General features: G+C 72.5%; 9 protein-coding genes and 1 pseudogene. 5 read left to right on the forward strand and 5 right to left on the reverse strand.

Annotation, left to right across the window (positions count from 1 at the left end; all coding sequences use genetic code 11):
- Positions 1-4 precede the first annotated feature (4 nt).
- Positions 5-1,884: pseudogene (locus tag JM949_RS15065) on the forward strand (ABC transporter ATP-binding protein).
- 80 nt (positions 1,885-1,964) lie between these two features.
- Positions 1,965-4,529 (forward strand): valine--tRNA ligase, encoded by a 2,565-nt coding sequence (valS, locus tag JM949_RS15070; RefSeq protein WP_203149109.1) that lies wholly within the window; start codon positions 1,965-1,967, stop codon positions 4,527-4,529.
- Between the two features lie 43 nt (positions 4,530-4,572).
- Here valS and JM949_RS15075 read toward each other — a convergent pair whose 3' ends face one another.
- The 5 genes from JM949_RS15075 to JM949_RS15095 form a co-directional block, all read right to left on the reverse strand.
- On the reverse strand, positions 4,573-5,217 hold the full coding sequence (locus tag JM949_RS15075) for a hypothetical protein (RefSeq protein WP_203149110.1): 645 nt from the start codon (positions 5,215-5,217) through the stop codon (positions 4,573-4,575).
- Positions 5,218-5,310: 93 nt separating this feature from the next.
- On the reverse strand, positions 5,311-6,021 hold the full coding sequence (locus JM949_RS15080; protein WP_203149111.1) for an ABC transporter permease subunit: 711 nt from the start codon (positions 6,019-6,021) through the stop codon (positions 5,311-5,313).
- Entirely contained in the window at positions 6,021-6,932 is a 912-nt protein-coding gene (locus JM949_RS15085) for an ABC transporter ATP-binding protein (RefSeq protein ID WP_203149112.1), read from the reverse strand. The genes JM949_RS15080 and JM949_RS15085 overlap by 1 nt, the downstream gene beginning before the upstream one ends.
- A complete protein-coding gene (locus tag JM949_RS15090) occupies positions 6,932-7,837 on the reverse strand; it encodes an ABC transporter permease (RefSeq protein ID WP_203149113.1) in 906 nt (301 codons plus the stop codon). The genes JM949_RS15085 and JM949_RS15090 overlap by 1 nt, the downstream gene beginning before the upstream one ends.
- Positions 7,830-8,744: an ABC transporter ATP-binding protein gene (locus JM949_RS15095; protein ID WP_203149114.1), complete on the reverse strand. Its 915-nt coding sequence runs from the start codon at positions 8,742-8,744 to the stop codon at positions 7,830-7,832. Before JM949_RS15095 ends, JM949_RS15090 begins: the two co-directional genes overlap by 8 nt.
- Positions 8,745-8,983: 239 nt before the next feature.
- On the opposite strand from JM949_RS15095, the gene JM949_RS15100 reads away from it, so the two are divergent.
- From JM949_RS15100 to JM949_RS15110, 3 genes are all read left to right on the forward strand, one after another.
- Entirely contained in the window at positions 8,984-10,498 is a 1,515-nt protein-coding gene (locus JM949_RS15100; protein ID WP_203149115.1) for a glycosyltransferase family 2 protein, read from the forward strand.
- A gap of 88 nt (positions 10,499-10,586) precedes the next feature.
- Entirely contained in the window at positions 10,587-12,116 is a 1,530-nt protein-coding gene (gene cysC / locus JM949_RS15105; protein ID WP_203149116.1) for an adenylyl-sulfate kinase, read from the forward strand.
- Positions 12,117-12,226: 110 nt separating this feature from the next.
- Positions 12,227-13,036 (forward strand): DeoR/GlpR family DNA-binding transcription regulator, encoded by an 810-nt coding sequence (locus JM949_RS15110; protein ID WP_203149117.1) that lies wholly within the window; start codon positions 12,227-12,229, stop codon positions 13,034-13,036.
- Positions 13,037-13,039 lie beyond the last annotated feature (3 nt).

The raw sequence follows: 13,039 nt of genomic DNA on the forward strand, positions 1-13,039 counted from the left end.
GCTCGTGACCGTCCCGCAGCAGGCCGACCCACCGCCCGACGACGAGCCGGAGCTGACCCGCTGGCGCGGAACCGCCACCGACCCGGAGGCCGACCGCAGTCGCGCCGAGGACACCAGCCCCGAGGCGGTGGCCCGGCTGCGCCGGCTCAGCCGGGCCCTGCTGGCCGACCTGCTCCGGCCGCACCGGAGGCGACTCGCCGGGGCGGTCGGCCTGCTGCTGGCCCAGAACGCCGCCGCGATGGCCGGCCCGTACCTCGTCATGGTCGGCATCGACCGGGCGATCACGCCGCTGCGCGCCGGTGACCCCGGCCCGCTGGTCGCCGTCGCCGGGGCGTTCGCGGCGGCCGCGGTCACCGAGTACGCGGCCCGCCGCGGGTTCCTCACCCTCTCCGCCCGGATCGGCCAGGCCGTCCTGCTCGACCTGCGGCAGCGGGTGTTCGGGCAGTTCCTGCGCCTGTCGGTGGGCTTCCACGAGCGGTACACCTCCGGCCGGATGGTCTCCCGGCTCACCAGTGACCTGGACTCGATCGGCGAACTTGTCGACGGTGGGATCGACAGCCTGGTGCTGGCCGGGCTCTCCATCCTGTCGGTGGCCGCCATCCTGCTCTGGCTGGACCTGCCACTGGCCGCCGTGACGCTGTTCGCCTTCCCGTTCCTGTTCTGGCTCTCCCGCTGGTTCGCCCGGTCGTCGGCCAGCGCGTACCGGCGACCCGGGACGCCGTCGCGCTGGTCATCGTGCACTTCGTCGAGTCGATGCGGGGCATCCGGGCGGTGCAGGCGTTCCGTCGGGAGCCGCGCAACCAACGGATCTTCGTGGCGCTCGGTGACGACTACCGGCGGTCCAGCCTGCACGCGTTCCGGCTGATCGCCACCTACTCGCCCGCGATCAAGCTGATCGGCAACGTCACGGTGGCGGTGGTGCTCTGCTACGGCGGCTGGCGGGTGCTCGGCGGGCAGACCGAGACCGGGGTGCTCGCCGCGTTCCTGCTCTACCTGCGCCGCTTCTTCGAGCCGATGCAGGAGCTGAGCCAGTTCTACAACTCGTTGCAGTCGGCCACCGCCGCACTGGAGAAGCTGGCCGGGGTGCTCGACGAACGCCCGGCGGTCGCCGAACCGGCCCGGCCCACCCCACTGCCGACCGGCCCAGGTCGCGGTGAACTGGCCTTCCGGGCGGTCACCTTCGGCTATCGGGCGGACACCCCGATCCTCCGCGGGCTGGAGTTGACAGTGCCGGCCGGGCAGACGGTGGCGCTGATCGGGCCGACCGGGGCAGGTAAGTCGACGATCGCCAAGCTGGTCGCCCGGTTCCACGACCCCGACACCGGCGCCGTCCGGCTCGACGGGGTCGACCTGCGCGACGTACGCGACGCCGACCTGCGTCGCGCGGTGGTGCTGGTGACGCAGGAGAACCACCTGTTCAGCGGGACCGTCGCGGAGAACATCCGGTTCGGCCGGCCGGGAGCGGACGACGCCGCCGTGCATACCGCCGCGCGGGCGATCGGCGCGCACGACTTCATCGCCGCGCTACCCGAGGGGTACGCCACCCAGGTGCACCGACGCGGCGGACGGCTCTCCGCCGGGCAGCGGCAACTGGTCGCGTTCGCCCGGGCCTTCCTGGCCGACCCGACAGTGCTGATCCTGGACGAGGCGACGTCCTCGCTGGACGTGCCGACCGAACGGCTGGTGCAGCGGGCACTCGGCACCATCCTGCGCGACCGCACCGCCCTGGTGATCGCGCACCGGCTCTCCACCGTGGAGACCGCCGACCGGGTGCTCGTCCTCGACGGCGGAAAGGTCGTCGAGGACGGCCCACCCGCCGTGCTGGCCGAGGCCGACGGCCGGTACGCGGCCCTGCACCAACAGTGGCGCGATTCGCTGATCTAGCGCTCGGGCAGGGCCCGGCCAGCGGTGTGTCAGGTGCTAACCACGTCGCCCGGCACCCCGCAGATGCCTACGATCGGCTAATGACCGATACGGCGAGGACCGCCCGCGCCGGCGTTCCCGAGCGTCCGACCCTGGACGGGCTCGAGGAGAGCTGGGCGCGCCGCTGGCAGGAGGAGGGCACGTACGCGTTCGACCGTTCCCGGGAGCGGAAGGACGTGTACTCCATCGACACCCCACCGCCGACCGTATCGGGCGAGCTGCACATGGGGCACGTCTTCTCGTACACCCACACCGACACGGTCGCCCGCTACCAGCGGATGCGCGGCAAGGCGGTCTTCTACCCGATGGGCTGGGACGACAACGGCCTGCCCACCGAGCGGCGCGCGCAGAACGTGTTCGGGGTGCGCTGCGATCCGGCACTGCCGTACGACCCGGTGTGGCGGCCACCGACGGCCCCGGTCGACGACGCGGCCCGCCGCGACCCCACCCCGATCTCCCGGCGCAACTTCATCGAGCTGTGCGAACGGCTGACGGTCACCGACGAGCAGGCGTTCGAGGCGCTGTGGCGACGGCTCGGCCTCTCGGTCGACTGGTCGCTGACCTACACCACGATCGGCCGGATCGCCCGGGCCACCAGTCAGCGGGCGTTCGTGCGGAACCTGCTGCGTGGCGAGGCGTACCAGTCGGAGGCGCCGACCCTCTGGGACGTCGGCTTCGCCACCGCGGTCGCCCAGGCGGAGTTGGAGGACCGGGAGCGCCCCGGCGCCTACCACCGGTTGCGATTCGTCGCGGCCGACGGGCGCGAGGTGCTCATCGACACCACCCGACCCGAGCTCCTGCCGGCCTGCGTGGCGCTGGTCTGTCACCCCGACGACGAGCGGTACGCCGACCTGGTGGGCGGGACGGTTCGCAGCCCGTTGTTCGACGTCGAGGTGCCGGTGCACGCCCATCCCCTCGCCGACCCGGGCAAGGGCACCGGCGTCGCGATGGTCTGCACCTTCGGTGACCTGACCGACGTGACCTGGTGGCGTGAGCTGGGGTTGGCCACCCGGGTGGTGATCGGCCGGGACGGCCGGCTGCTCCCCGAGCCGCCGGCCGGCGTGCCGGCACAGCCGTACGCGGCGCTGGCCGGGCAGACCGTCAACGGCGCCCGCCGGGAGATCGCCGCGCTGCTCGCCGACGCTGGTGACCTGGTCGGCGAGCCACGCCCGATCACCCACCCGGTGAAGTTCTACGAGCGCGGCGACCGGCCACTGGAGATCGTCTCCACTCGACAGTGGTATCTGCGCAACGGCGGCCGGGACCCGGAGCTGCGGGCCACGCTGCTGGCCCGGGGTGCCGACCTGCACTGGGTGCCGGCGCACATGAAGCACCGCTACGACAACTGGGGGGGCGGCCTGAACGGGGACTGGCTGGTCAGCCGCCAGCGCTTCTTCGGGGTGCCGGTGCCGGTGTGGTACCGGCTCGACGGCGCTGGCGAGCCGGACTGGTCCCACCCTCTCACGCCGGACGAGTCCGCGCTGCCGGTCGACCCGTCCAGCGATCCGGCACCCGGTTACGACGAGTCGCAACGCGGCTATCCGGGTGGCTTCATCGGCGACCCGGACGTGCTTGACACCTGGGCCACCTCGTCGTTGACGCCGCAGATCGTCGGCGGCTGGGAGACCGACAGCGACCTGTTCGCCCAGGTCTTCCCGATGGACCTCCGCCCGCAGGGGCAGGAGATCATCCGCACCTGGCTCTTCGACAGCGTGGTCCGTTCGCACTTCGAGCACGGGGTGCTGCCCTGGCGGGACACCGTGCTCTCCGGCTGGATCCTCGACCCCGACCACAAGAAGATGGCCAAGTCCAAGGGGAACGTGGTCACCCCGCTGGCGCTGCTGGAGCAGCACGGCTCGGACGCGGTGCGCTACTGGGCGGCCAGCGGTAAGCCCGGCATGGACCTGGCCTTCGACCCGGCGCAGATCAAGGTCGGCCGGCGGCTGGCCACCAAACTGCTGAACGCGTCCAAGTTCGCGCTCGGTCTGGGCGCGGCGGACGCGCTGCGCGCCCCGGCGACGGCTCCACTGGACCGGGCCATGCTCGCCGAGCTGGCCGCCGTGGTCAGCGCGGCGAGCGCCGCCTTCGACTCGTACGACCACACGGCGGCGTTGCAGGCGACGGAGGGGTTCTTCTGGCGGTTCTGCGACGACTACATCGAGCTGGTCAAGGAGCGTGCCTACGGCACCGGCGCGGCGGCCGACTCGGCGCGGGCCGCGCTGGCCTCGGCGCTGTCGGTGCAGCTGCGGTTGTTCGCCCCGGTGCTGCCGTACGTGACCGAGGAGGTCTGGTCGTGGTGGCGGTACGGCTCGGTGCATCGCGCGCCGTGGCCGACCACCTACGAGGTGGACCGGACGATCGAGGGCTCGGGTGAGCCGGCGTTGCTGCGCCTCGCCGGTGACGCGTTGAGCCAGGTCCGGCGGGCCAAGTCGGAGCGGAAACTGTCGATGAAGGCGGAGGTGCCGTTGGCCGAGGCGCTCGGCCCGGCAGCCCTGCTGGAGCAGCTCACCCTGGTCGCCGACGACCTACGGGCGGCCGGCCGGATCGGCAAACTCGACCTACTGCCCGACCGCACCCCGGAACTCGTCATCGCCTGCGCCTTCTGACCGCCGTCCGCCGCCGCCCGAGGGGGCGGCGGCGGACCGGCCGTCACCAGCCGCGCAGGAAGCGCAGCCCGAGCAGGAACGCGACCACGGCCGGCCCCACCAGCAGGGTGATCGCCTGGAGGCGGTACGGCATCCGGTGCCGGGTCAGCTCCCCCGCGTTGCCCAGGACGATCGCCCCGGCCAGCATCAGGAACGCACCCCACCAGCCGGTCTTGAGGTGGATCAGATCCACCCGCAGCAGTTGCAGGGCCAGGCCGAGCAGGGCGCCGGTCAGCGCGAGCAGGGCCACCGCCCGGTGCAGCCCCCGGGCCAGCGGGTGGGCCGCCCGCCAGGCGTAGGTGCCGGCGACCGCCAGGCAGGGCAGCACCACCATCAGCGGCCAGCCCCGCCCCATCACGCCGAACATCAGCAGCGCGCCCACCGCGAACCCCAGCACACCGACGCAGGCGAGCATGTACCCGGCGAAGGCCCGGCCACCGCCCCGGGCCAGCAACGGCCCGCCGCTGGCCGCGATCAACGCGGTCGGGATCAGGATGAAGACGGCCCACCAGTGGAACTGGCCACTGCCCTGGGCAGCCGTGGCGACCGTGGCGCAGGCCAGCCCGGCAACCGCCAGGCTGGTCAGCCACGGCCGGCTGCTCCGGGAGTACGGCTCAGCCAACGACGTTCGCTCCACTTCGACGCTCACGCCCACCAGCCTGGCCCGGTGTGGCCCGACCGGTCCATCCGGCCAGCCCTACCGCCGGGCGGTGGCTGGCCGGAACACCGGTCGGCACCGGCCTCAGCTCGTCTCCCCGGCCACGCTGAACGAGCGCAGGCGGTTGATCGCCAGCCCGGTGAAGCCGACGCTGACCAGCGCGGTCATCACCGACGCCAACGGCACCGACACGGTGGCCTCCAACAGGCCGGTGGGGGCCAACCGGTCGGCGAGGGCGATCACGTACTGCTGGATGGAGAGCACCTTGGTGCCGCTGACGAAGTTGCCCAGCAGCCCCTCCCAGATCAGCACGTACACCAGGCCGAGCAGCACCGGCCGCCTGGTGACCAGGCTGAGCGCGAGGAACAGCGCCGAGTACGCCAGCGCGCCGAGCGCCGCCGCGAACGCCAGCGCCAGCCCGAGGCGTACCGAATCGGCGAGCACGCCCGCGACGTAGATCGGCACCGCGACGGTGGCCGCGGTGACCCCGGCGGCCACCGCGAGCTTCGGCAGCACGATCTGCCAGCGCGGCAGCGGCTTGGTCAGGATGTGCACCACGGTGCCGTCGTCGATCTCGGCGCCCAGCACGCCGGTGCCGATGATCAACGCGACGACCGGCAGCACCACCGCCAGGCCGAGGCCGACCAGCACCGCCGGCCCCCACTGGCCCGGGTCCACCCCCAGCGACCGGCACAGCACGGCCAGCCCGAGCAGCACCAACGGCAACGGGAGCAGCAGCAGGAACCGGCGGCGGCCGAACAACCCGCGCGCGGTGATCCAGGTAATGGTCGACATCATGCCTCCACGAGGTAGGAGAAGACGCTCTCCAGGGACTCGTCGGACGGCACCAACTGGCGCACCCGGATTCCCTTGTTCAGCGCGATCCGGGGTAGCGCCCGGGTGAAGGCGCCGTAGTCACCGGCGCGCACGGTCAGGCCGCTCGGGTCCAACTCGACACCGCTCACCGACGGCTCGCCGATCAGCGCGACGGCCAGCGCCCGGTCGTCGGTGGAGCGCACCGCGAAGACGTGCGGGCGGTTGGTCATCAACCGGCGGATGGTCCGGAAGTCGCCGGAGGCGGCCAACCGGCCGGCCACCATCACCTGCACCGTCCCGGAGACCTGCTCGACCTCCTCCAGGATGTGCGAGCTGAACAGGATCGTCCGGCCGGCGTCACCCAGGGTGTGCAGCAGCTGCATCATGTGCAGCCGCTGGCGCGGGTCCATACCGTTGAACGGCTCGTCGAGCAGGAGCACCTGCGGGTCGTGCACCAACGCGGCGGCCACCCGGGCGCGCTGCCGCATGCCCTTGGAGTACGTGCTGATCCGGCGGTCCTGCGCCGACTCCAACTCCACCAGGTCGATCGCCCGTCGGGCCGCCGCCGCCGGATCGGCCAGCCGGTGCAGTTTCGCACTGGCCAGGACGAACTCGTACGCGGTGAGGAAGCCCTGCACCGCCTCCCGCTCGCTGACCAACCCCAGCCGCCGGTAGACCTCGGGGTTACGCCAGGTCGGCTGGTCGTCGAGGGTGACAGTGCCGCGGGACGGGGCGAGGAAGCCGGCCATCATGTGCAGCAGCGTGGTCTTGCCGGCGCCGTTCGGGCCGAGCAGCCCGGTCACGCCCGACCCCAGGGCCATGCTGATGTCGTTGACCGCGACCACGTTGCCGTACCACCGGGACACCCCGGTCAGGTTCAGCGTGCTCATCAGGAGGCGACCTTCCGGTAGCGGACCAGCAGGAGGGCGGTCGCGCCGGCGACCAGCAGCACCGCGGCCAGGGCGTAGACCGGGCCGAACCCGCCGATGGACGGACCACCCTGGTCACCCTCGACCAGCAGGTCACCCAGCGACCAGATGCCCACCCCCTGCACCAGCGTGGACGGCGAGGCGAGCCCGGCCAGCTCGTTGGCGGCCCGCGACGGCAGGATCGCCAGGGTGGCCACGATCGGGGTGGTCATCAGGAAGACCGCCACCACACCGCCGGCGGCGAAGGCGCGCTTGCCGGTCAGGGACGCGATCAGCAGCCCGACCGAGGCGAAGACCACCGCCCACAGCCCGGCGTAGAGCAGCCCGGGCAGCAGGTCGAGCAGTTCGTCCCAGACCCCACCCATGCCCTCCTTGGTGGTGAACGCGGCGCCCAGGAACATCACCAGCTGGGGCCCGCCGAGCAGCAGCCAGAGCGCGGTGACCAGCGCCAGCAGCTTGGCCACCGCGTAGTCGGCGCGCGGCAGCGGTCGGGAGAAGTACAGCGGCAGCACGCCGCTGCGCAGGTCCCGGGAGACCAGCTCGGGCGCGGCCACCGCGACGAAGAAGAGCACCAGCCAGCTCATCGAGTCGGCGAACTGGGCGTACGTGGCCACCGGCTCGCCGATCTGGCTGCGGATCGCGGCCAGGCCCACCGCGACCAGGGTGACGATGCTGACCACGAGCCACGGGAAGATCTTGGCTTTGGCGCTGCGGCCGAGGCCGAAGGTGGTGCGCAGCCCGTGCAGGTACAGCGCGCCGAAGACGTGCCGTCGGCCCAGCCTCGGGCCCTCGTAGCGCTGGTAGCCGATGTCGTGGATGACACCGGTCGGCGCGGTGCGCACGGCGGCGGAAGACGGCTCAGGCATTGGTGAGCTCCCTCGTGGCGAAGAGTTCGGCCACCCGGTGCCGGCGCTGGTCCAGTCGGTGCAGCGGCAGGTCGAGGTCGGCGACCGCACCGAGGATCAGGTCGTAGGTGCCGTCGTCGGCGAGCGGTACGAGCAGCAGTCGCCCGTCCCGTGCGACCGGCAGCTTCAGCTCGGCGAGGCGGGCGGCGAGCTCCTCGGTGCCCTCGCTGACCTCCACGGCGAGCACGTCGGTGGCCGAGGTCATCGCGGAGATGTTGTCGGCCCGCAGCAGCCGGCCGCCGTCGATGGCGACAAGCGTGTCGCAGATCCGCTCCACCTCGCCGAGCAGGTGCGAGCAGACCAGCACGGAGATGCCGAACTCGGTGCCGATCCGGTGCACCAGGGCCAGCATCGCGTCGCGGCCGGCCGGGTCCAGGCCGTTTGTCGGCTCGTCGAGCAGCAGCAGGTCGGGGTCGTGCACCAGCGCCTGGGCCAGCTTGACGCGCTGCTTCATGCCGGTCGAGTAACCGCCGACCGGGCGATAGCGTTCCTCGTAGAGCCCCACGTGCCGCAGCGCCTCCGATGCCCGCTCCCGGGCGGCGGTGCGCGGCAGGCCGCTCATCCGGCCGAGGTGGGTGACCAGCTCGGCGGCGGACAGGTCCGGTGGGAGGCAGTCATGCTCGGGCATGTAGCCGACCCGGGCGCGGACGGCAGCCGGGTCGGTGGTCGGGTCGATGCCGAGCACCGAGACCTGACCACTGGTCGGGGCGATCAGGCCGAGCAGAATCTTGATCAACGTGGATTTGCCGGCGCCGTTCGCGCCCACCAGGCCGATGATCCCGGGCTCGACGGCGACGGTGAGGTCGGCGAGTGCGGTGACCCGACCTCCGTACGTCTTGGTGAGCGACTGGGTCGCGATCAGTGTCACGCGCCCAGCGTAGGGAGCCGATGCCCGAACGCACACCGGCCACGCCCCCGGCGCTCCCCTGATCCTTGCCGCGACGGACCCCTAAGGCCCGTCGCCGGTGCGGTCGCGGCGTTTCCCCCGGTCCCGGGTCCGGCCCGACCCCGCCTCAGCAAAGCCACATCGAAGGTGACACCATTCACCTCCCGTTCACCGGGCATCGACCCGCCTGGTGATCGACCGACGACGCGGGAGGGATCCTGATGGCCGAGGTGGGCGTCCCGAAGGTGAGCGTCGTGGTGCCGGCGTACAACTGCGGCCCGCACATCGAGAAGCTGGCCGAGTCGCTGCTACGTCAGTCGATGCCCGCCGAGGAGTTCGAGGCGATCTTCGTCGATGACGGCTCGACCGACGACACCGCCGAGCGCCTGGACCGGCTGGCCGCCGAGCATCCACACATCCGGGTGCTGCACATCGAGAACTCCGGCTGGCCGTCGCGCCCGCGCAACCTCGGCATCGAGCATGCCCGCGGCGAGTACGTCTTCTTCGCCGACGATGACGACTGGTTCGCCGACGAGGCGCTCGAACGGCTGCACGCCTGCGCGAAGGCGAACGACGCGGACATCGTGGTCGGCAAGATGGCCGGGTACGGGCGTCCGGTGCCCCGGGAGCTGTTCCGCAAGAACCGCTTCGACGCCACCCTGGGAAACTCACCGCTGATCGACAGCCTGACCTGCCACAAGCTGTTCCGGCGCGGGTTCCTCAACGAGCACGGTCTGCGGTTCCCGGAGGGCGGCAAGCGGCGGCTGGAGGACCACTCGGTGGTCGTGCGGGCCTACTTCCTGTCCCGGCGTACCTCGGTGCTGTCCGACTACACCTGCTACCACCACGTGCAGCGCAGCGACGCGCGCAACGTCACCGCGGCCCGGCTGGAGCCGTCGAGCTACTTCGCCAGCGTGCGGGACGCGCTTGACATCGTCGACGCCAACACCGAGCCGGGGCCGCTGCGCGACCGGCTGCACCGGCGCTGGCTGCGCAACGAGATGCTCAGCCGACTGCGCGGCAAGCGGCTGCTGAACGCCCCCGAGGACTGGCTGGAGCAGCTCGCGCTGGAGACCCAGAAGGTCATCCAGGACCGCTTCGCGCCGGGTGTCGCCGGCGGGCTGCCACCCCTGCTCCGGGCCGTGGCGTACCTGGCCGAGCGGGGCCGGGTCGCGGATTTGCGCCGGCTCGCCCGGTGGGAGGCGGGCATCGCCGCGCACGCCACCATCGACGAACTCCGGCACGCCGACCACGCGGTCACGGTGACCGTCGCCGCCGAGCTGCGCTCCGGAAAGCAGCCGATCGGCTTCCGCTCCGACGACGGCCGGGACGTCCTGGTGCTCCCGATGGAGGAGATCGCCCCCGAGGTGCTCGACTCCACCGCGCAGGTGAGCAAGGCCCGCCTGGACCTGGTCGCCCGACGCCGGGAGACGGGCGACGAGATCTTCCTGCCGGTGACCTTCGAGACCGAGCGGGTCACCGGAACGGCCGGAGCGGGCCGCTTCCACCTGGTGCACAGGGGCACCGCCACGATCGACTTCGCCACCCTCAACGGCGGCCGGACCAGGGGCAGCTGGCTGCTCAAGGCGCGGATCAGCAATGTGGGGTGGACCGAGGACGGGCGGCTGCCGCTGCTGTTCATCTGCCCGACCGACGGCTCCCGACCTCGGATCCGCGACGAGCGGAAGGTGTGGAACCGGGTGCGGTCGGCGATCGGCCGGCGGGTCAAGCGCTGATCGACCCGCGCGGGTCGTGGAGTGGCGCCCTCGACCGATCGGCGGTCGGCTGCGAAACTGTGTGCCGGTCAGCGAGTGGGGGGTGTGGATGAGCAACGGCTGGGTGCTGCCCGACGAGGTGCTCCGGGATGCGCCGGCGTACACGCCGCGGCCCGGTGAGCTGGCGGATCTGGAGCTGCTGCTGACCGGCGCGTACGCCCCGCTGACCGGCTTCATGACCCGCGCCGACCTGGTTTCGGTCAGCCGGCGCGGCCGGCTGGCCGACGGCGCGCCGTGGCAGGTGGCGGTCACCCTCCAGGTGCCGGCCGCACTGGCGCAGAGCTTCGATCCGCGCGACCCGGCCCGCCGGGCGCTGGTGCTGACCGACGGCGAGGGGGCGCCCGCGGCGGCCCTGGACGTGGCCGACGTCTGGCCGGTACGCGAGGGCGTGGCGGGGGTCGGTGGCCAGGTCCAGCGACTGGGCGACGGTGGGCACGGTCCGTTCCAGCGGCTGCGCCGCAGCCCGGAGGAGGTCCGGGCGCTACTCCCTCCGGGCCGGGTGCTCGGAGTGGTCGCCGACCGGCCGCTGCATCGTCCGCAGCTTGCGCAGATCGCCCACGCCGCCCGTACCCTGGCCGCCCATCTGCTGGTGATGATCCCGGTCGGTGAGGGCGGCGCCGACGGGCTCCCGCCGGAGGCGCTGGTCCGCGCGGTCTTCGCCGCCCGGGACCGGATGCCGCCCGCCACGCTTGTCGCGGTGCCGCTGTCGCACCGGCGCGAGGAGATCAGCGACGCGCTGCTGCGCGCCCGGGTCTCCGCCGCGTACGGCGTCACCCACCTGCTCTCCACCGGGGAGATGCTCTCCGGTGCCGGGCTGCGGGTGCTGGTGCCTCGGGAACTCGCCTACGACAACCGGGACGGGCAGTGGCGCTGGCGGGAGGACATCCCGCCCCGCAACCGCCGGCTCGCGTTGACCCAGCCGGAGATCGACGACCTGCTCGACCGGGGCTTCCCGTTACCGGAGTGGCACACCCCGCCGGCGGTGGCGCGGGAGTTGATCCGGGCCCGGCCGCCGCGTCGGCACCGGGGGTTGGTGGTCTTCCTGACCGGCCTCTCCGGCTCCGGCAAGTCGACAATCGCCCGGGGGCTGGCGGACGCGTTACGGGAGAGCGGCGACCGCACGGTGACCCTGCTCGACGGGGACGTGGTGCGCCGGGAACTCTCCGCCGGGCTGGGCTTCAGCAAGGCCGACCGGGATCTGAACGTCCGACGGATCGGCTGGGTGGCCGCCGAGATCGCCCGACACCGTGGGGTGGGCATCTGCTGCCCGATCGCCCCGTACGCGGCGGCCCGGGCCACCGCCCGGGAGATGGCCCTGGCGGCCGGGGCGGGTTTCGTGCTGGTGCACGTGGCCACCCCGTTGGAGGTGTGCGAGCGTCGGGACCGCAAGGGCCTGTACGCGCGGGCGCGGGCCGGCCTGCTCACCGGGATGACCGGCATCGACGACCCGTACGAGGAGCCGACCGACGCCGACCTGGTGCTCGACACCACCGACCTGAGTGTGGCGGACGCGGTGCAGGCCGTGCTGCACCACCTCACCGAGACCGGCTGGGTGGAGCTGAAGATCGCCTCGGTCTGAGCCGACGCCGGACCCGTTCCTTCCGCCACTGTCACCTTCGCGCTAGTGTTCATCTTTGTTGGAACACGTTTGACTGCGTGAGGGTGCGCGGATCCCGGGAGGCACGGCGAATGCTCGCTCAGCAGCGGCAGGCGGCCATCCTGGAGCGGGTCAGATCGACCGGCGGCGTCCGGGTCACCGAGTTGGCGGGCGAGTTCGGTGTCTCCGACATGACCATCCGGCGCGACCTGGAGGCGTTGCACGAGCGCGGCCTGCTGGCCAAGGTGCACGGCGGCGCCACCACGACCGAGCCGAGCTCGACCGACGAGCCGGGCTTCCACGCCAAGTCGGTTCGTCAACTGCCGGAGAAGGCCGCCATCGCGGACCGGGCGGCCCAGCTGGTCCGCCCCGGCGCGGCGGTGGCGCTCTCCGCCGGCACCACCACCGCCGAACTGGCCCGGAGGCTGGTCGACGTGCCCGGCCTGACCGTGGTGACCAACTCGCTGCCGGTGGCCGAGATCCTGCACGCCGGTGGCCGACCGGACCAGACGGTGGTGCTGACCGGCGGCGTACGCACCCCGTCGGACGCGCTGGTCGGCCCGCTCGCGGTCGGTGCCGTCCGGTCGCTGCACCTGGATCTGCTCTTCCTGGGCGTGCACGGCATCACCGAACGGGCCGGCTTCACCACCCCGAACCTGATGGAGGCGGAGACCGACCGGGCGCTGGTGGCCGCCGCCGACCGGCTGGTGGTGCTCGCCGACCACACCAAGTGGGGCACCGTGGGCATCTCCTCGATCGTCGAGCTGGCGGCGGCACACGTACTGGTCAGCGACGAACGGTTGCCTCCACCCGCACGACGGGTACTCGGCGAGCAGGTGGGCGAACTGATCATGGTTGAGGCGACAGGGGGCGGGCCGCGTGACGCGCACGCCGACGACTGAGGG

The organism is Micromonospora tarensis (assembly GCF_016803395.1).
GTDB lineage: Bacteria > Actinomycetota > Actinomycetes > Mycobacteriales > Micromonosporaceae > Micromonospora > Micromonospora tarensis.